The organism is Pantoea sp. YU22, assembly GCF_003970755.1.
GTDB lineage: Bacteria > Pseudomonadota > Gammaproteobacteria > Enterobacterales > Enterobacteriaceae > Pantoea > Pantoea piersonii.
In genome coordinates, this window is sequence record NZ_RYDU01000001.1 from 447908 (window position 1) to 467844 (window position 19937).

At 54.4% G+C, this 19937-nt stretch carries 18 protein-coding genes; 9 read left to right on the plus strand and 9 right to left on the minus strand.

What is annotated here, in order from left to right; genetic code table 11:
* Positions 1–41 precede the first annotated feature (41 nt).
* Positions 42–710, minus strand: a complete 669-nt coding sequence (gene rluE, locus EKL29_RS02155; protein ID WP_311778954.1) for a 23S rRNA pseudouridine(2457) synthase RluE — start codon at positions 708–710, stop codon at positions 42–44.
* A gap of 96 nt (positions 711–806) precedes the next feature.
* On the opposite strand from rluE, the gene icd reads away from it, so the two are divergent.
* The 7 genes from icd to umuC all read left to right on the plus strand — a co-directional run bounded on the left by icd (position 807) and on the right by umuC (position 8607).
* A complete protein-coding gene (gene icd / locus EKL29_RS02160; RefSeq protein ID WP_120452124.1) occupies positions 807–2057 on the plus strand; it encodes an NADP-dependent isocitrate dehydrogenase in 1251 nt (416 codons plus the stop codon).
* 560 nt (positions 2058–2617) lie between these two features.
* A complete protein-coding gene (locus EKL29_RS02165) occupies positions 2618–2980 on the plus strand; it encodes a DUF1090 family protein (RefSeq protein ID WP_120452125.1) in 363 nt (120 codons plus the stop codon).
* 1787 nt (positions 2981–4767) lie between these two features.
* Complete coding sequence (locus EKL29_RS02170) at positions 4768–5046, plus strand: hypothetical protein (protein ID WP_120452129.1); 279 nt, start codon at positions 4768–4770, stop codon at positions 5044–5046.
* Positions 5047–5372: 326 nt separating this feature from the next.
* Positions 5373–5585: a cold-shock protein gene (locus tag EKL29_RS02175; RefSeq protein WP_120452131.1), complete on the plus strand. Its 213-nt coding sequence runs from the start codon at positions 5373–5375 to the stop codon at positions 5583–5585.
* A 1-nt stretch (position 5586) separates the two neighbouring features.
* On the plus strand, positions 5587–5739 hold the full coding sequence (locus tag EKL29_RS23175; RefSeq protein WP_371315469.1) for a hypothetical protein: 153 nt from the start codon (positions 5587–5589) through the stop codon (positions 5737–5739).
* A 1184-nt stretch (positions 5740–6923) separates the two neighbouring features.
* Positions 6924–7343, plus strand: a complete 420-nt coding sequence (gene umuD / locus EKL29_RS02180; protein ID WP_120452133.1) for a translesion error-prone DNA polymerase V autoproteolytic subunit — start codon at positions 6924–6926, stop codon at positions 7341–7343.
* Position 7344: 1 nt separating this feature from the next.
* Entirely contained in the window at positions 7345–8607 is a 1263-nt protein-coding gene (umuC, locus tag EKL29_RS02185; RefSeq protein WP_126688739.1) for a translesion error-prone DNA polymerase V subunit UmuC, read from the plus strand.
* Positions 8608–8624: 17 nt separating this feature from the next.
* Here the strand turns inward: umuC and EKL29_RS02190 are convergent, their stop codons facing one another.
* The 4 genes from EKL29_RS02190 to EKL29_RS02205 all read right to left on the minus strand — a co-directional run bounded on the left by EKL29_RS02190 (position 8625) and on the right by EKL29_RS02205 (position 10423).
* Positions 8625–8894, minus strand: a complete 270-nt coding sequence (locus tag EKL29_RS02190; RefSeq protein ID WP_120452137.1) for a hypothetical protein — start codon at positions 8892–8894, stop codon at positions 8625–8627.
* A gap of 177 nt (positions 8895–9071) precedes the next feature.
* Positions 9072–9311 carry a regulatory protein YcgZ gene (gene ycgZ / locus EKL29_RS02195; RefSeq protein WP_120452139.1) on the minus strand — a complete coding sequence of 80 codons (240 nt, stop codon included), beginning with the start codon at positions 9309–9311 and terminating at the stop codon, positions 9072–9074.
* 190 nt (positions 9312–9501) lie between these two features.
* Positions 9502–9705 (minus strand): hypothetical protein, encoded by a 204-nt coding sequence (locus EKL29_RS02200; protein ID WP_120452141.1) that lies wholly within the window; start codon positions 9703–9705, stop codon positions 9502–9504.
* A 163-nt stretch (positions 9706–9868) separates the two neighbouring features.
* The gene (locus EKL29_RS02205) at positions 9869–10423 is read right to left on the minus strand and encodes a TetR/AcrR family transcriptional regulator (RefSeq protein WP_371315468.1); all 555 of its coding nucleotides are present in this window, start codon (positions 10421–10423) and stop codon (positions 9869–9871) included.
* A 331-nt stretch (positions 10424–10754) separates the two neighbouring features.
* On the opposite strand from EKL29_RS02205, the gene uraH reads away from it, so the two are divergent.
* Positions 10755–11177: a hydroxyisourate hydrolase gene (gene uraH, locus EKL29_RS02210; protein WP_126688740.1), complete on the plus strand. Its 423-nt coding sequence runs from the start codon at positions 10755–10757 to the stop codon at positions 11175–11177.
* Between the two features lie 271 nt (positions 11178–11448).
* Positions 11449–12774: a hypothetical protein gene (locus tag EKL29_RS02215; protein ID WP_126688741.1), complete on the plus strand. Its 1326-nt coding sequence runs from the start codon at positions 11449–11451 to the stop codon at positions 12772–12774.
* A gap of 122 nt (positions 12775–12896) precedes the next feature.
* Here the strand turns inward: EKL29_RS02215 and EKL29_RS02220 are convergent, their stop codons facing one another.
* The 4 genes from EKL29_RS02220 to treZ all read right to left on the minus strand — a co-directional run bounded on the left by EKL29_RS02220 (position 12897) and on the right by treZ (position 19842).
* Positions 12897–13082, minus strand: a complete 186-nt coding sequence (locus EKL29_RS02220; protein WP_033747833.1) for a general stress protein — start codon at positions 13080–13082, stop codon at positions 12897–12899.
* A 331-nt stretch (positions 13083–13413) separates the two neighbouring features.
* Complete coding sequence (glgX, locus tag EKL29_RS02225; RefSeq protein WP_120452149.1) at positions 13414–15489, minus strand: glycogen debranching protein GlgX; 2076 nt, start codon at positions 15487–15489, stop codon at positions 13414–13416.
* 70 nt (positions 15490–15559) lie between these two features.
* A complete protein-coding gene (treY, locus tag EKL29_RS02230; protein ID WP_126688742.1) occupies positions 15560–18058 on the minus strand; it encodes a malto-oligosyltrehalose synthase in 2499 nt (832 codons plus the stop codon).
* Entirely contained in the window at positions 18055–19842 is a 1788-nt protein-coding gene (gene treZ / locus EKL29_RS02235) for a malto-oligosyltrehalose trehalohydrolase (protein WP_126688743.1), read from the minus strand. The genes treY and treZ overlap by 4 nt, the downstream gene beginning before the upstream one ends.
* Positions 19843–19937: the final 95 nt, after the last annotated feature.

Here is a 19937-nt window from a genome sequence, read left to right on the forward strand (position 1 = left end):
GGGATTGTTAACCTGACGTTATGAAAAAAGAACGAACAGCCTTACGCCGAATCGTTTGCCTCGCGCCACTCGCCAGGCGCTAACGCATCGAGCCGATAGTCGCCCATCGCATAGCGGATAAGGCGCAGTGTAGGGTGGCCGATATGCGCCGTCATGCGCCTTACCTGGCGGTTGCGGCCCTCATAGAGCGTGACCTTGAGCCAGCTGGTCGGAATCGCTTTTCGTTCGCGAATCGGCGGCTGACGCGGCCATAGCCAGGCGGGCTCGTCGACCTTTTCTATGCCTGCGGGCAGCGTAGGGCCATCTTTCAGATTAACGCCACTGCGCAGCGCCGCGAGATCCGCCTCCTGCGGCTCGCCCTCGACCTGAACATAATAGATTTTACCCGTGCGTTTGCCGGGCTGCGTCAGCGCCGCCTGTAGCGCGCCGTCGTTGGTCAGCACCATCAGCCCTTCGCTGTCGCGATCGAGGCGACCGGCGGCATAGACATCGCTGACCGGGATAAAATCCTTCAGCGTCTGGCGGCCAGCCTCGTCGCTAAACTGTGGCAGAACATCGAATGGTTTGTTAAATAATATGACGCGCCGTGGTCCGCGTGGGCGCGGCGGTTTGCGCTGAGCGCCGCGTGGCGCGCGGTCAGGGCGTTTATGCTGGTGAATTTGCTGAGAACTTTTTCGCATGAGCTTTGCAGTCGGTGACAATCGGCGCATTATAACGCGAAACGGTGACGATTGGCGCGGCGTAAATATTCAAGTATCATGGCGTCACATCTTACAATTTATTAACAAAACGCCCAGGAGAGGTTAATGGAAAGCAAAGTAGTTGTTCCGGCGGAAGGTCAGAAAATCACCCTGGATCAGGGCAAGATCAATGTGCCGAATAACCCGATCATTCCTTACATTGAAGGTGATGGCATTGGCGTTGACGTTTCTCCGGTCATGCTGAAGGTCGTCGATGCTGCGGTGAAAAAAGCCTATAACGGCGAGCGCAAAATCTCCTGGATGGAGATCTATACCGGTGAGAAATCGGTAGAGCTCTACGGCCAGGATGTCTGGCTGCCGCAGGAAACCCTCGACCTGATCAAAGAGTATCGCGTTGCTATCAAAGGCCCGCTGACCACGCCGGTTGGCGGCGGCATCCGTTCACTGAACGTTGCGCTGCGTCAGGAGCTCGACCTCTATGTTTGCCTGCGTCCGGTTCGCTACTACAAAGGCACCCCGAGCCCGGTCAAACGTCCTGAAGATACCGATATGGTGATCTTCCGTGAAAACTCTGAAGATATCTACGCTGGTATCGAGTGGAAAGCGGGTTCTGCCGAAGCGGACAAAGTGATCAAGTTCCTGCGCGAAGAGATGGGCGTGAAGAAAATCCGCTTCCCGCAGGATTGCGGCATCGGCGTGAAGCCGTGTTCGGAAGAGGGCACCAAACGTCTGGTGCGCGCGGCGATTGAGTATGCGATCACCAATGACCGCGACTCTCTGACGCTGGTGCACAAAGGCAACATCATGAAGTTCACCGAAGGCGCATTCAAAGACTGGGGCTACCAGCTGGCGAAAGAAGAGTTCGGCGCAGAGCTGCTGGACGGCGGCCCGTGGATGAAGATCAAAAACCCGAACACCGGTAAAGATATCATCGTTAAAGATGTCATTGCCGATGCGTTCCTGCAGCAGATCCTGCTGCGTCCGGCGGAATATGACGTTATCGCCTGTATGAACCTGAACGGCGACTATATTTCCGACGCCCTGGCGGCGCAGGTTGGCGGCATCGGTATCGCACCGGGCGCGAACATCGGCGACGAATGCGCGCTGTTTGAAGCGACTCACGGCACCGCGCCGAAATATGCTGGTCAGGATAAAGTGAACCCAGGTTCCGTTATTCTGTCTGCAGAAATGATGCTGCGTCATATGCAGTGGTTCGAAGCGGCTGACCTGATTGTTAAAGGCATGGAAGGCGCTATCGCCAACAAGACCGTGACCTATGACTTCGAACGCCTGATGGATGGCGCTAAGCTGCTGAAATGCTCAGAGTTTGGCGACGCAATCATCGAAAACATGTAAGTTAGCGTAGTTAACTTTAAAGCCAGCATAGCTGTTACAGGCATGCTGGCTTTTTAATGCGCCAGATTCTTTCCCAAAATCGTTTTCCAGAACCCTGTAAATTTCACGCTTCAGACGGCAATGGCTATCTTGTCTTTTCCTCTGTTGCTATTTATCTGCCGGGTATTGTAAAGCTTATGCGCCAGCCATATTGGGGGCATTTCCTGCCCGCAATCACTTACACAGGCAAGTTAACGTGTTTCTTGGGCAGCTTCATCAGTAAATAGCAGCGGGTAAAAGCTTCAGATGAAAGTGCTAAAATAATAAATGCGATTAGATCCTCTTCTTATAAAAACAGCTAACGCTTCATAAATACCATCAGGCGAGGCGGGGCGTTCCCTGGCATTGTTAAGCCTCAATCCTGCCGCTATATAAATTACCTTTACCCCTTTACATCTTCTTATTTTTTATCATGGCTGCCATTTTGGTAAGTATAATCTTTGCTTTTTTACGCGTGATATAGATTATGGTGATAGCGGATATATTCGTACTTTCAACTTTAACAAGGAGTTAACCTCCCTATGAAAAAAGAAATGATAGTGCTGTTACTATTACTGGCAACCTTGCCGCACCTCGCTTTTGCTGTGACCGATTCCTGCAAAGATAAAATTGCAGTCCTTAATAAAAAAATTGAACAGGCTAAAAAATTCAATAACAAGAAGGAAATGTCCCGATTCAACATCGCACGGACTAGAGTGAAAATGAATTGCAATAAAGAGCGCCAGGCGCAGCGGGCGAATCAAAACGGCAGCAGGCAGCCGTTAAGCGTCAAAAAGGCGGAGACTGAGCCGCAGAAGGCTCAGCAGGCGTTGAAAGAAACGAAAGCAGAAGCGCATCAGGATAGCCTTGCAGAAAAAAGCGTAGGGCTGAAGAAAAGCAATTAATGCTTGAAAAAGCAAAGAAAACCGTAGAGCACGCTCAGGCTGACGCGACACGGCTGAATTGAACGACCGCAGGTATTCTGGTTCATTCCAAGTTCATCTGCGTGAGCCTGTCATACTGACCGAAACATCGCCAGGCTGTAATGGCTCTGGGTTCACTCTTTATTTTTCAACACCCATAAGTCCTTGCTGAAAAAATAGTATCGCTGCCCATAGTGTTATTTCATTATCAAGAAAGCGTAAAATAAAAGGAAGCTGGCTGGCAGTGTTGTTTATGGCTTTAGCGCCGCTGGAAGCCCCTGCGCGTCAGGCAGAGGGACCGGCACACAGGCCATTTGCGTCCATTTTTGCAACCTTGCAACTCGTCTTCTCATTTGAGAAAGATAACGAATTCACCGCTTCGCTAAAGTTGACTAAGGTCACAAAATAAAAGACCAGTCTCATTAGAATTAGCGGCTGAGGTTGTTAAGTTACCCGGCTCAAACAACCTCATCAAAATGTGATCTTTGTATTTTGGCTTGTTAAATCTTACCCTGTTTGCGCAGGGTATTTTTTTGCCAGATTTTAGCGCTGTTAAAATCGCTCAGGAAGAAGGTCAGCAAGTTTTATTTAAACAGGTAACGTCAGTTTGCAGCGATTATTTCGCTCCTGCGGCTACGCTGAGTCTGCTGGCAGGCAGCCACTTCCATACGAGGCCGGTTGCTATCTGATTCGCAGGACGCTGCCTGCATTGCGACAGACACCGTTCTGTTTTTTACCGCCAGCGGCAAATCAGGCTCCAGCGTCACCCCACTTGCCGCTGATGACTTCAGTGAGGCGACGTTGAAAGGCAATCCCTGGCGATTAACCCTTAGTATTTACTGGTGCTGACCGTAACCTTCCTGATGATTGTTATGACGCGTCTGATGAAAAAACGCCAGCGAGCTTTATGGCTGCAGCTTTCGATCGGGAACTTATCGCTGGTGGCGGTAGCGTTGAGTTTATTTACCGCTTCCTGTTACATCGCAAAGATAAATTATCGCTCTGCTTGCAGGCCTGTTATAAATTCAGTCCTCTGACGAGGCTTATATTGATCGGGTCTGGCAAGGGGGAAGTCAGATTATTGTAGCGGTAACTGGCGGTAAAATACGAAATTTAAGCACCATTAAATAGTGGAATAAACGGGTAAGCAGGTTATGGAAATATTATTGCTGCTATATTTATCGGTGGGTCAGCATAAAGAATGCTACTCTTTAATTTCTGGGTACGTTGTCATGAACGCAGGAAAACCCGCTACGACATCATTACAAGATGCCGTTCACTGCCAGGCATTCATGAGTGTCTTTAAAACAGCGCTAGCTGATCGAGCCACTTATGAAAGAGGGTTTCTACTGGGTTAAATCGGGGAGCGATCCGCTGCAAGTCTGGTACTACGTATCTCAGTTTGGCTGGTATCGGCCGCAAACATCGATCCCTGTTACTACGACTTACTTCAGGCTTATGGCTTTTGAAATAATAGGGGGGAGGTTATTACCGCCTTCTTCCTTTGATGCGCCAGATAATGTCTGACCATGACGGGATGGCTTACTGCGCTACGCTGATAATAGCGAAGCGGCAAAAGCCGCAGCGGCGTAAATGTCGATTTGCCTTAAAGAATCAGCTTTATTTGATTTAAAACAAATTTGCGCGGCGAATGAAAGTCTGGTAGCAAGAAAACTTTTTTGAACACTTATGTTTTATCCGCTTGCATTATAATATCCAGGCCCACTCTCTTTTCGGGCGAGTGCATTAATTTTTATCAGGTGAATAAAGTGAATTATAAGCAATTTCAAAACAAAATTGAGTCATGGGAGAAAATCTCTTTTACCGCCGTCATATACAGTCAATATGGCGCGGATTTTGAAGTGTATGCCATTGATGAGCATAGCAATACAAAAAGCCGAATTTTCCTTTGCTACGCCGAAAATGAAGCCGAAGCGCAAAAGCTGGTTGAACAGTATTCCCTGTGGCTGGTCAAACTCAATAGCCTCACGCGGAAGCGTCTTAACAGCGAACAGGCGATGAGGGATGTGTTACTGCAGCAGGAGTAGCGCGGCCGACATTTTCGTCACAGTGCCTTAAGAAGAGGGCGCCGTTACAGCGGCTTTGAGCTGGCAACAGGCTGACGGGCTCGACAAGCGGTGCGGTAAGGCGCTCTTATAAAACAAAAATTTATTTTTAACTTGCTTATGACCGGCGGACATGCGTTAATAGTCCGTCGGTCTGATTAGCAGACAGCTTCAAGGTTAGTTCATATTGTATTTCTCATCTCAGTTAGTGCCGCTTCAAGCCTTTCTTTTTGAGTCTACCTCAGGTTCTGATTTATTTCTGCAATTCAGCCTCTTTTGCCGTAAGGCTAACTAAAAGGTCATATACTATGTCGAATAAAATTTTCGGAACCGTTAAGTGGTTTAACTCAGAAAAAGGTTTTGGTTTTATCTCTCCGGAGAATGGCAGCAAGGACGTTTTCGTCCATTTTTCTGCTATCCAGGGCACTGATTACCGCTCGCTTGACGAAGGTCAGCGCGTTGAATTTTCTGTTGAACAGGGTCCGAAGGGTCCGTCAGCAGTAAACGTTGTAGGGCTTTAATATTAGCCTTTCAGCCATACGCTTCCGATGCCCGTGCTGCCAGAGCTCACAATATCGTGTCTCTGCGTTTGATCAGTGCAAAACTAATCCCCATGGCGCAAAATGCATTTTTTGCAAAACCGCTATGATTCTTGCAGGCGTGTTCGAACGTTAATATTCTCGCTCCTTGCCGTGCAGGTAAGGGCGGAAAGCCGCGCATCAGCTTATTAAGGCATCCTTCGGGATGCCTTTTTTATTGCCTCACGGGCAGAAAAAGCCATGCATCGCGCCTCAGGATAAAAAAGCCCCCAAAAGGGGGCAAGGGGTTGGAGTAACAGCCGCTCAGTAAACGTTGTGGATTTCATTACCGAGCCGCTTAAATATAGCCAATGCTGCAGATCATTGTCCGTTTAATGGTCATTGTGATAAATGTAGATACCTAATCATTAGCCTTCTGGTTAAAACGAGTGTTTGAAAAATATTGTTTTTTTCGGCCTGAAAACGATTACTAAGAATGCTCTGTAAATAAAAGCGGACAGGCGAGATAACCAGATTCGTATGGACGGGCCATTATTTCCTGTTGAAAAGCGTTTTCAACGAAGCGTGCGGACGCGGCGCATTCTGTCAGGAAAACGGTTCAGGCCAGGAAAGAGAGATGATTATCAGAGGGAAATAAAAAAATACCCCCGCAAAGCAGGGGAGAGTCATATGAGATATGAAGCGGACTCGTAGAGCAATATCTCTGGTGGAGGCTTGGGCTCAGAATTCATTTTAAGCATAACATAGTTAATTACTGCCGCCACTCATTCCAAAATAAATAATTACCCGCTTCTCTAATTGTCAGGTCTCTAACTTTTGCAGCTATTTTGTTATTTTTTTCTATTAAAATGACAGAGTTAAAAATAATTTCGGCTAGAAAAAAGAAAGTACGCCCTGACTAATACAGCTTAAAAAGAGGAATCACAGCTAGGGGCAAAAAAAAGCCCGAATCAGCATTGACTGGGCGATTAAAAATTAACAATCAGGGATTGAAGGCGATGCGGCGAATGAGGGAAACGCAGCATCGCGTTGTCACTGGCAGGTAAAGCTAATGACAATCTGAAAAGTAGTCGAGAAGGGCGAAAAAACAAGGCGAAAGAGACATTATTTCTAAGGCGCTCACATGGTCATATAATCGCCATATCAGTTTGAATTAAGACGAGATTTTGTGCAGAACGCGGCCAGACGCTGCAACCTTACAAAAAATAATTCCTTCGGCGTCAGAGGGTTCAACATTTTTGCTACCGGCGCGCCTTGATTAAATCATGAGTTTGATATTACTGTATTTATATACAGTATCGAGCAGAAGGAGTCTTTCTCATGAAGTTATATCGCCCCGCGGAAGTCCGCGACCTGTTGCCGTTGCCGCTTTACATTGAGCGTGTGCCCTGCGGTTTTCCGTCCCCGGCACAGGATTACATCGAAAAACGGATCGATCTGAATCATTTAATGGTGCAGCATCCCAGCGCGACGTACTTTCTTCGCGTCAGCGGCGATTCCATGATCGAAGCAGGCATAGGCGAAGGAGATATGATTGTCGTTGACTCCTCGCTGAAGGCAAAACATGGCGATATTATCGTGGCTGCCATCGATGGCGAATTTACCATTAAGCAGCTCCGAATCCATCCTTCCCTTTCACTGATGCCTGCCAACAGTAAACACAGCCCCATACCCATTCATACGCCGGAAGGACTGCAGGTGTTTGGCGTAGTAACCTACGTTATTAAATCGACACACTGATATGTTCGCGCTGGTCGACGTGAACAGCTTTTATGCCAGCTGTGAAACCGTCTTTCGCCCCGACCTGAAAGGGGTACCCGTGGTGGTGTTGTCCAACAACGACGGCTGCGTCATTGCCCGCAACGACGAGGCGAAAGCGCTCGGCATTAGCATGGGTGTACCCTTTTTCCAGCTGAAAGAGACGCTGCGCCGGCACAGGGTGCAGGTATTCAGCTCAAACTATGCACTTTATGCTGATATGAGCCATCGGGTGATGACGACGCTGGAGGAGATGGCACCAGCGATAGAGAGGTACAGCATAGATGAGGCTTTTCTCAACCTGAGCGGCGTCAGTTTCTGTCAGCCGCTTGTGGCGTTTGGGCAAGCCGTTCGGGAACGCGTGGAAAAAGAGATTCATCTCAAGGTGGGCGTAGGGATTGCGCCCACTAAAACGCTGGCGAAGCTGGCGAACTACGCCGCTAAAAAATATCCCGCGACAAAGGGGGTAGTCGATCTTTCGCATGCGGAGCGGCAGCGCAAACTCATGGCGCTGGTGCCGGTGGGAGAGATATGGGGCGTCGGCGCACGCATCGGCAAAAAGCTGCAGCAGCTGGGGATTGAAAACGCGCTGCAGCTGGCCGAAAGCTCAACATGGGTGATACGCAAACATTTCAACGTCGTGCTGGAGCGCACGGTACGCGAGCTGCGCGGCGAGTCCTGCCTTGATATGGAGGATATTACGCCGACAAAACAGCACATTGTTTGCTCGCGCTCGTTTGGCTCGCGCCTCACTGATTACAGCGAGGTGCGGCAGGCGGTTTGTCAGTATGCCGAAAAAGCCGCAGAGAGGCTGCGTCAGGAAAATCAGTACTGCCGTCAGGTGTCGGTATTTTTGAAAACCAGTCCGCACGCTAAAAATGAGGCTGGTTACGGCAATCAGGCGACTGCACAGCTGCTGACGCCATCGAACGATACGCGCGATATCGTACGGCTCGCGACAGAGGCGCTGGATCGCATCTGGCTGGACGGCTATCGCTATATGAAAGCGGGGGTCATGCTGGGCGATTTTTTTAGTCAGGGTGTGGCACAGCTGCAGCTATTTGACCCTTATGGACCGCGAGCCAACAGCGAGGCGCTGATGAAGGTAATGGATCATATTAACGAGGCGGGCAGGGGAACGCTCTGGTTTGCCGGACAGGGTATTGAAAAAAGCTGGGCAATGAAGCGAGAGATGCTGTCGCCAGCCTATACCACCCGCTTTTCGGATCTGCCGATCGCCAGGTGAGCGATCGGCCTGCAAGTTCAGTGTTTTTTCGCGTTTGCCGGAGCGCGCTCGCCATAGCTACGCGGCGGCGGTTCGGTAACGGCGCGCGCCGAGGAAAATTCCTGACGTATCTCCGCCAGCGCCAGCGCCAGCGCCTCTTTCCGGTCGCTGTCTTTCTCCGTCATCGCCATTACTTTCAGACGGTTCGCCAGCGATGCGCCGGAGATCGACGCATCCTGCTCAAGCAGCGCAGCAACGGCTTCGCCAATCACATAATCTGTCAGTTTTTCAATTTTACTTCTGTACATACCCGCATCTCTTATTACAGTGTTTGCCCGTTAACGGGACAGAGTGACTGGAAGCAAGCCGTCTGCGTTGGGTCGCCTGCGGCCTGTGTCCGTCATTAAGGCTCTGCCTGACACGTTCCACTGTGAATCATGCTGCGGGCAGGTGCTGAACGCAATGGGTCAACCTGCAAATTAAAACTAACGCTTGAATAACAATCTGATTAACTTTTGATAATGCTGCTCTTCTTCCGGGCTGGTCGCCAGTTCCAGCCGGGCAAGCAGTTTGGTGCAGAGTGTTTTCCTGTTGAGCTGTTTACCTGCGCGCAGGATCTCCACCACAATCCGTCCTAAGGTCTCCTGCTCGCATGGCAGCACGGCCTTATTAAAGTAGTGGGCGATATCACTGGCTGAAGTTGGTCTGTCTCCGGTCTGGCGCATAACAACCCTTAAATATCCGTATGATTAAAACATCATCAGTTAAGTCAGGCCTAAAGTTATACAATTTGCCCAAAGTTGTACAGGATTACCTGTTACGGCCAGCGTTTATTTTTTGTGCTTTCAGACTATATCAACGTTAACAACAGGTTAGATAAAATCGGGCAGTGAGAGGGTCGCTGCCTTTTGGGATTCAGTTTAATTTATTGGCTAACAGACGGATGGCGCGTTCGCAGGCCGCCTCTGTTGCCGGGTCTTCCGCACTGGCACCAGTACGGTAGAGCGCGCCGATTATTTCCTGTAAGGGAAGCGCTTCGCCTGGCTGCAGGAGCTGCGCCACGACGCGACCGAGTAAAGCATAGACCTCTTCGTTATCAGCGGTTTCATTAGGGTTCACTCTGCCTCCTGAAAGGCGATAACAAAGGGGGTGCGGGTAATTTTTGAATACATTATCTCTTTTACTGTTTAACCAGAAATAACACAGAGCGCTCGGCCAACGGAAAAAGCGCTCGGTGCGGAATGTATTTAGGAAATTCTTATTTCCTAATAGAGCACATGTATTAATCCAGAATGCCAAGCAGCATATTAATCGTTTCTGCGCCGTTAGTCACATCCTGAACTTTACCGACAACGCGCATGCCGAACGCCACGCATAGCAGCAGGCCCGCTGCCGTTTCCGCATCCAGCGCGGCAGAGACAGATCCATCCTCCTGTCCTTCCCGGATAAGCGACAGCAGAAAATTACGGTTGCGCAGCACCGCCTGGCGCACCAGATCCGACAGCTCTTCATCAAGGCTCTGCAGTTCGACGGTGCTGCCCACCACCAGGCAGCCGCGGCGTCCTTCAATTTCACGCGCCGAGTCGAGATAAAACTGCAGCAGCTCAGCGATGCGCGCTCTGCCGCTGGGAAGCGGCTGAAGGCGGGCGCGCAGGTCGGTGCCGCGGAGGCTGATATAGCGCTCAAAGACGCGCAGAAAAAGGGTGCGCTTGTCTTTAAACGCTTTGTAGATACTGCCTGCTGTCAGGTTCATGGCTTCGCTGAGGTCGGCCACCGACGAGGCGTGGAACCCCTTTTGCCGGAAGACGATCATGGCGTTATCAAGGGCGGTGTCCATATCGAAAGCCCTGGGTCTGCCGCGTTCCCTGGCGGGCGGGGTGGATGTGCGGGATGTCGTCATCGATAAGCTTAAAGGAGGATTTGTTTGCAAATTACCATAATGGCAAGCAACAGGAAAAATTAAAAGCGCCGCTGCCAGCGAGGTCGGTAAAACAAAAGGGCAGACGAGAGGGAAATAAGCAGGCTAAGTAATCATTTTTATTAACCCTGTTAAAGCAGTGACGTCTCGCCTCGCGGGTTCTCGGAAATTTCAGATACGCAGCGCGAATTTTTACGCTGGCCTGTGTGCTGTCCTAACCTGTGGGCGTCAACATAAAAAAGGACGACTTATGAAATTGCTGTCAATCTTTGGTGCCACTGCACTTGTGGCTTACGCTTTCTCCGCGACGGCGGCTGAGCCAGCCACGATGAAAAATCCCATCAGCGTTCACGTGCTGAATTTACAAACCGGCATCCCTACCGCCGGCGTGTCGGTTGAACTTGATCAAAACCTCAACGGCAAGTGGATAACGCTCGCTACCGGCGTCACCGACGCCAGCGGCAGAATTAGCGCGCTTTATCCTGCGGGCAAGCAGGCGGAACAGGGCACCTATAAAGTTGTGTTTAAAACCGGCGACTACTACGCCAGCGTGAAGCAAAAGACCTTCTTCCCGGAGATCCCGGTGATTTTCACCCTCGACAACACCAGCCAGCACTACCATATACCGCTACTGCTCAGCCCTTACGGCTACTCAACCTATCGCGGCAACTAAGCGAGAGAGCATAAAAAATCGGGCCTGAAGCGGGAAGCCGCCTCAGGCCATTTTTTTATAGCGCGGCGCACGAGGCGAGCGACAGCAACCTGAATGGCAAGCGTAAAGCGGCGAAATTAAGCAAAAACTAATCTTTATTACGTAAGCTGCACTCACTGATAACGCCAGCCGTAACGGTCAGGATGGTGCCCAGGGGAAAAGGAATGCCCGGTGCCGCAGCGCATTTTATAAGGCAAACCGGACGTTGATTGTTTTGACGGGAGCCTACCTCTTGCTGCGATTGCTTTTTTTATTAATGGGCGGACCGATGCTGCGCGCCAGCTGGTCAGGGCTGCTGGTGGCCGGCATGCTCTGCCTCGGCGCCAGCGCGGGCATTGTGCTGGAGAGCCTTTATCACGGCACGCTGTCGGTTCCGCTCTGCCTGCTGGGCGTTTTTTTAACGTCTGAAGGATTAATTCAGGCCTGGCGCGCGCGGACAGGTTTCGACACCGGCTGGGCGGCAAAGAGCAAAGCGCTAACGCTGTTACTGCTCGGCACGGCTTTGCTGGCCGCGCCGCATGAAAAGGGCAGCTGCGTCGCCTGGCTGTTTGCGCTGGCTTTTTTCCTGGACGGCGGTTTCCGCATTATCTCCTGTTCGCTGATGCGCTGTCGCCGCTGGCACAGCAAGCTGGCGATCGGCGGCGGCGAATGGCTGTTCAGCCTGATGATTGTGACGAACTGGCCGCTTCCGCATCGCGTGCTGATCCCGATAGGGTTTGCCGTGGTGCTGCTGGGCTGGGCCCTCTCCTTGCTGCAGATGGTCTGGCAAATTCGCGCCTTGCCGCCAGAAACCAGCGTCGCGGCGCTGCCGCTGTTTACCCGGAAAGGGGTGCGTAAACCGCACGGATTCGATTATCGCCACGTAGCCTGCCATGACGCGCCTGCCAGCGAGCCGCTGACTATCTATATCTGGACGCCGCTGGGGTCGGGCAGCGTTGCTGGACGTCGCCCCTGGTTTGACCGCTGGGTCGCCGCCATCGATCATCGCGGCAAAGTCTCAACCGGACATACTTCGCTGGCGATGGGCGACAAACTCTACGTCAGCCTTTATCCGGTTGAGGATATGACCGGCAGTCTGGGCGGCGTATGGCAGATGCTGCACGCGCGGGAAGAGAATGACGTGGCTGGCTTTCACCAGCCTTCGCTTGAGCGGGAAATAAAGGACTGGTGCCTTCCCGATAAACGCCTTTCGCTACTGCATTACAACCAGCAGGCACTGATAAACTACTGGGCGAGTCACGGCCAGGATTGTCGCTACAACCTGACGTCGCGCAACTGCTCGACCAGCGTCATGCAGGCGCTGGACGTCGCGACCGAAGGCATGCTGGGACTCCGGGGCTTACGCGGTTACGCCGTATTGCTCGATCCCGATTTCTGGCTGCTGAGCCTGATCCGCAGCCGGGCGGAAGGCATGACCTGGACGCCGGGTCTGGTAATGGATTATGTTCAGGTGCTGCGCCGCGTGCTGGCACCACAGCCAGCCGGCTATGGCAGCAGATATTTATTCTCCAGACAAAAGCAGAGAAATAATAACGCCTGCCCGACAGAGCGTGGTTAATTATTCATCGGGGTAGTGCTAAGTTGAGTCGGGGCGAAGGCAAGAGCGGAAATAAAAAAGCGCCTGGGGAAAGGCGTTTTTAAATAAAGCGGCGAGAAAGGTTTTCCCGGCGCTCTCTAATATTAACTGGCACTTTTATCTGCTGCAGAACGACGGCTGAGTTTGCCGCCGACTCGACCCGCCTCGACTGCGCGTTCACGATTATATTTAAAGTTGCCGCTACTCATCTGGCCGCCTTTTTTACCTGCTTCCCGCGCCCTGTCGGGATTTTCAGCAAAATTACCTGCTCCACCACGTCGCTGAGTCATATCAATTCCTCTCTGTTTAAAATAATAAATAAAAAGAGTTTCAATGCGCTTTAACTATGGAAGAGAATGCCGATTTTGCAATGTAATATCTGAGATGAATATTTGGCTTTTCCTGTCCTTAAAATAAGGCTGCGTCAGCAAGCGAAGCCTAATTCCTTACCGCTTAAAGAAAATTTAATTAAATTTGTACACCCTTTCTAACGGCTGTACAATTTAGCTTATAGTGCTAATTTGTGATGTGTATCACATTTAAAATCGCTTTTTCTCATTATGAAATGCCCTAAAAACGCAGCGCCCCGATCCTGAAGGCGCTGCGTGCGATTAGAGGGGGTCAGGGACGGCGGAACAGGGCGATACTGCGGCCCTCCAGCTCGAAATCCTTCTCTTTGGTAATCACCAGTCCATGTTTATCGCTGTCGGAGGTGGTCAGCTCCAGTACCCAGCCGCCTTCGCCAAACTGCGGAATGCGGAAAGGCACTGTGCCTTCAAACGGGTTGATCAGCATCAGCACATCGTGCCAGATGCCTTCTTCAGCTTGCAGATCCGGTCGGCCGATATAGACGCCCAGCGTTGAGCCTTCCTCCCACTGCTCTTCCTGCTGAAAACCGCCGCCCGCGTTGAACCATTTGATCTCCATGCCGTCACGCCAGTTTTCACGGCGCAGCAGCGGCTGCTCGGCGCGCAAGCGGATAACGTGACGCGTAAATTCGCGCAGCGCCTCCGCACTGGCCGGCAGGTTATCCCAGTGCACCCAGGAGATCTCGCTGTCCTGACAGTAGCCATTGTTGTTGCCCAGCTGGCTGCGTCCGAACTCGTCGCCTGCCAGCAGCATCGGCGTACCGTGAGAGAAGAAGAGCGTGGCGAGGAAGTTGCGCTTTTGACGCTCGCGCACCGCATTAATGCCTTCATCCTCGGTCGGGCCTTCCGCGCCGTAGTTATATGAGCGGTTATCGTTATGGCCGTCGTTGTTGTCCTCGCCGTTCTCCTCGTTGTGCTTCTCGTTGTAGGAAACCAGGTCGTTCAGCGTAAAGCCATCATGGGCAGTGATAAAATTGACGCTTGCCCAGGGACGACGGCCGCGCTGATCGTAGAGATCGCCGGAACCGAGCAGGCGAGCGGCAAAATCGGTAGAGACGTTATCGCCTTTCCAGTATTCGCGCACCGTATCGCGGTATTTATCGTTCCACTCCGCCCAGCCCGGCGGGAAGCCGCCAACCTGATAGCCGCCAGGGCCGATATCCCAGGGTTCGCCAATCAGCTTCAGTTTCGACAGCACCGGATCCTGCATCATGGCGTCGAAAAAGCCGCCGCGCTGGTCGAAGCCTTCCGGTTCGCGGCCCAAAATGGTGCCCAGATCAAAGCGGAAACCGTCGATATGCATCGATTCCGCCCAGTAGCGCAGCGAGTCCATTACCATCTGCAGCACGCGTGGATGCGAGGTATTCACCGTATTGCCGGTGCCGGTATCGTTGATGTAGTAGCGGTGCTGGTCGGGCAGGGTGCGGTAGTAAGAGAAGTTATCAATGCCCTTAAACGAGAGCGTTGGGCCAAGCTCGTTGCCTTCCGCCGTGTGGTTGTACACGACGTCGAGGATCACCTCGATACCGGCATCGTGGAAGGCGCGCACCATATCGCGGAAGCCCTGAATGCCGCGCGGCCCGTAATAGCGCGGCGCAGGCGCGAAAAAGCCGATGGAGTTGTAGCCCCAGAAGTTTTTCAGCCCTTTATCCAGCAGGTGCTGATCGTCCGGGAACCAGTGCACCGGCAGCAGCTCGACCGAGGTGATGCCCAGGCTTTTGATATAGTCGACCGTAGCTTTATGTCCCATCCCTTCGTAGGTGCCGCGCAGCGCTTCCGGCAGCGCCGAATTAAGCTGGGTGAAACCTTTAACGTGCGTCTCATAAATCACCGTATTCGGCCAGGCGATATTCGGACGGTTGCTGTCCTGCCAGTCAAACTCGTTGGGATCGATCACCCGGCACTTCGGCATAAAGGGCGCGCTGTCGCGCGTGTCGAACGTCAGGTCCTTATCCTCATGCAGCAGATCGTAGGCGAAGTGCGCCTCGTTCCAGTCGATATTGCCCGCCAGTTCGCGCGCGTAAGGATCGATCAGCAGCTTGTTGGGGTTAAAGCGGTGCCCGTTTTCCGGATCGTAAGGGCCATAGACGCGATAGCCGTAAAGCGCGCCGGGCTTGAGACCCGGCACATAGCCGTGCCACACCTCATGGGTAAACTCCGGCAGTTCAAGACGGGCGATCTCATGCTGCCCGCTCTCATCAAACAGACAAAGCTCGACGCGCTCGGCGTGAGCGGAAAAGATGGCAAAATTAACGCCTTCGCCGTCATAGTTAGCGCCTAACTGCTGGCCCGAACCCGACGTAATAGCAAAATGTGTACCCTCAGACATTTAACCCTCTCCATTCAGTAAGACGCTATCCACAAAAACCGCGATAAATGACATAGTTCTCTCCCGCCTGTCAGACGCTGATCAGCACCAGCGGCGCGCCGCTGTTGAGTGCGACCAGGCTTAGCCGATCGGTCAGGTCACTCACTTCTCCTGTAAAAATATTGCGGTAACGACGCTGCGCCAGCGGCTCCTTCAGGGTAATAAAGGTCGCCTCGCTGTAGCGCGGACGAGCGAAAGCGAGGCGCGGCACCACCACAATCAGCGCGCTCTGCGCATCCGCGCGGGCGAAGGCGACCGCATGCGAGGCCTCAGTGCCGTTGACCACCAGCGGCACATAGTCGCCATGGCGGAACAGGGCGTGCTGCTGCTGGCGCAGCGGCAGCAGCGTGGCGATAACCTGCTGCTTGAGCTGGCCGCTTCGCCAGCCTTCCGGCGCAGAGAAATCGCCGCTTTCGCCCAGCATCTGCTGCAGCGCGTCGAAATCGGGCTCAAGACGGTTGTCGGGATCGACCAGGCTGAAGTTCAGCGCTTCGCTGCCCTGGTAGATATCGGGCACGCCGGGCGCGGTAAGTTTAATCACCGTCTGGCTGAGCGAGTTAATCAGGCCCGCGGCGATAAAAGGCAGCAGCGTCTGACTGAAGTCCGCTAAAAAGCGGGTGTTCGCGGGCGAAAGCAGGCGGCGCGCATAGTCGAGCACCGCCGTTTCGTAGGCTTCATTGCTGTCGGCCCAGTTCGTGCGCAGCTTCGCCTCGCGCAGCGCTTTCTCGACAAAACCGATAAAGCGCGGTTCGATAGCCGCGAGCTGAGCGGCATCGGGCGTGCCGGATGCGGGCCAGACGCCCGCCAGCGCCTGATAAAGCATCCACTCTACCGCCGGTTCCGGCGCGGGGCCGCCGTCGAGCGCGATCACCGCGTCACGGTTCATCTGCCGCCAGCGGGCAACATGCTCCGCCCAGCGCTGCGGCGCCTCCGACAGGGTGTAAAGGCGGGCGCGCGCATCTTCGCCGCGCTTGGTGTCGTGCGTCGAGGTGCCGGTCAGGCCATCCGGCTGGCGTTCGCGGCGGATCTGCATTTCGTCGTGAAAGCGCGCCAGTGAAAAGGGGCGCGGCAGCGGCTCTGCGCCGACCTCATTCAGCGCCAGCGCCATGTGCTGGCGGAAAAAGAGCGTATCCTCGACCGATTTCGCCATCAGCGGGCCGGTCAGTTGCTGGAAGCGAGTGCGGAAGGTGGCGGCGTCGTGGGCGAGGGCGGTATCGAGTTCGCCGTTCATAATGCGCAGCAGAAAGTCGAGCGCCGCGGGCTGGAGGCGGGGCGCTTCGCGGCGTACCGTTTCAGCCACGCGCTGCAGCAGCGCTGCGCCTTCGGGCGGCATACCTGCTGGCGTGCCGTAGCTGCGATAGACCGGAAAGGCGACCAGCAGTTCGCGCAGCGCGGCGCGCAGATCGCTCTCCGCCAGCGTCACCTCTGACGCACTGGCCATCGCGCCTGCCAGCTTCAGCAGGGTGGTGAATTCACCTGCGAAATTCTTGTCAGCCATCAGCTGTTTGGCGGCGCGCAGTTCGGCGCGCATATCCACCGGCTCGCCGACCGTCTGGTCGTAGGCCTGGCGCAGCGCGGCAATCTGACGGCCATCCACCAGCGCATCGGAGAGCGAAGCGATAAATTCATAGCCGGTGGTGCCGGAAACTGGCCAGTCGGGCGGAAGCTGCTCGCCTTCGCCGAGAATTTTCTCCACCGTGATGTAGCACTCCGGCCCGGCATGCTGACGCAGCTGCTCCAGATAACCTTTCGGATCGGCCAGACCGTCGACGTGATCCACGCGCAGCCCGCTGACCGCGCCCGAATGCACCAGTTCCAGGATCAGCCTGTGGCTGTCGTTAAAGACGATCGGATCTTCGACCCGCACGCCTGCCAGCCCGGTAATTTCAAAAAAGCGGCGGTAGGAGAGGTCGCTCGGCGCGTCGCGCCACGACATCAGCCGGTAGGGCTGGCGATCGTGCAGCGCCGCAATCTGCGCCTTATCGGTCAGCGCCAGCACTTCGGCTTCCTGTCCCTGCCAGCTCTCTGGCGACAGCGGATAAAAGCTTTCGTAATAGGCGATCGCCGGTTTGCCGCTGGCCGGATCGGCCTTTATCGCGATTTCGCCCTTTTCCAGCGCCGCCTCGAAGGTATCGCCGAGGAAGGGCAGCGTCAGGCGTCGCGTCCAGTCGATATCGAAGTAGCGCGCGTAGCGGCTCTGCTCGCCGTGTTCTATCACGTCGCGCCACCAGGCGTTCTCCAGCGAGGCGGCCATATGGTTCGGCACGATATCGATAATCAGCTCCAGTCCCGCCTGCTTCAGCGTCCCGACCAGCCGGTCAAAACCGGCGCGGCCGCCGATAGCCGGATCGATCTCATTGGCGTCGGTCACGTCGTAGCCGTGAGTAGAGCCGCTGGTGGCGGTAAAGATCGGCGAAGCGTAGAGATGGGTGATGCCGAGCCGTTTAATATAGGGCACCAGCGCCGCCGCGCGGTCGAAGGTCATGCCGTTGCGAAACTGAATACGGTAGGTTGAGGCTGGAATACTCATTTGGCGTCTCCTTTAGCCAGGCGCACGACGATCGCGTTTTGCGGCAGATCGCGGCTGTTCTCCGGCCAGGCGAAAATCGTCTCTCCTGGCTGGTCAGGCAGCGGCTGCGGCGTCTCGCTGATATTCAGCGCCAGCGACAGCGTGCCGGCGGGGAAGCGCCAGCTGACCTGGATAAAGCCCTCCGCGCTGCGCTCCACGCGGCCAGCATGACCGCCCGCCGAGGCGAGCAGCGGCACGATATGCTGCTGACGCAGCGCCAGCAGACGACGCGACAGCGTCAGCCAGGCTTTCCCCTCTTCGCTCTGCAGCTTGCTCCAGTCGAGCTTCGAACGGGTAAAGGTCTCTTCAGCGTTGGGATCCGGCACGCTTTCGCCTTCATGCCCGGCGTGACCGGCAAACTCCTTCGCGCGTCCTTCGCGCACCGCTTTAGCCAGATCGCCGTGGAAATCGGTAAAGAAGAGGAAAGGGTGAGTTTCGCCATACTCTTCGCCCATAAACAGCAGCGGAATATGCGGCGAGAGCAGCAGCGTGGCGAGCAGCACCTTATTGCGCTCCGCGCCGATAAGGGTGATCAGCCTTTCGCCCAGCGCGCGGTTGCCCACCTGATCGTGGTTCTGGATAAAATCGACAAAAGCCGCAGGCGGCTGGCCGCGGCTGTCGACGCCGCGCGCCTCGCCGCTGTGGGGCGAGACTTCGCCCTGATAGGCGAAGCCTTCCGCCAGCACGCGGGCGACATATTTTTCCGGGTGCGGCGTGAAATCCTGGTAATAGGCGTGGGTTTCGCCGGTGGCGAACACGTGAACGGCGTTGTGGAAATCATCGTTCCACTCGCCGCTGAAGAGCGGCGCATTGCCCTGCGCGTCGCGCGGATGCAGGAAAACCACGTTGCGGCTGTCTTCCGTCGTGAGATGGATCGGCCGGTCGGGGATCTCCGCGCGGATGCGTTCGGCGATCTCGATCAGCGCATGTTTCTCCGATGTGTCTTCGATCTGATCGATAGCGTCGAAGCGCAGCCCGTCGAGGCGATACTCCTGCAGCCAGTAGAGCGGGGCTTCGACGATATAGCGGCGCGCAGCGTCGACGTCATAGGCGATGCCTGCGCCCCAGGGGGTGGCGCGCTCTTTATGGAAAAAGTCCGGCGCCAGCAGCGGCAGATAGTTGCCCTCCGGGCCGAAGTGGTTCAGCACGATATCCAGCACCACCGAGAGCCCATAGCCGTGCGCGGCGTCGATAAAGGCTTTGAAGTCATCAGGCGTGCCGTAAGCGGCGTGCGGCGCATAGAGCAGCACGCCGTCGTAGCCCCAGCCGCGGTTGCCGCCGAACTGCGAAACCGGCAGAACCTCAATCATAGTAATACCAAGCTCCGCCAGGTAAGGCAGCTTTTCAATCGCCGCCTGGAAGGTGCCTGCCGGGGTAAAGGTGCCGATATGCAGTTCATAGACCACGCTCTCTTCCCATGCGCGGCCTTTCCAGTCCTGGTGCTGCCAGACATAGTGCGCGGGATCGACCACCAGCGACGGGCCGTTGACCTCATCTTTCTGCGCGCGCGAGGCGGGGTCCGGCACGACCGTGCCGTCGGCCAGCACAAAATTATATTCGCTGCCGGGCGCGACGCCGGTTGACAGCAGTTCGAACCAGCCATCCTCAGCGGGACTCATCTGTGTATCCTGACCGGCAAGCCGCAGGCTGACGCTCTGCTGACCGGGCGCCCAGAGACGAAAGCGAACGGCATCGTTGGCGACATATTCAGCGCCCCAGCTTTTGGTAAATGATGCTGACTCCATTCAATAACCTCGTCTGAATCAAATGTGATCGTTAAACCACACCGCGCGGCTCAGGTCCGGCGATGCAGATTGCAAAGGTAAGACGGAAACGTATA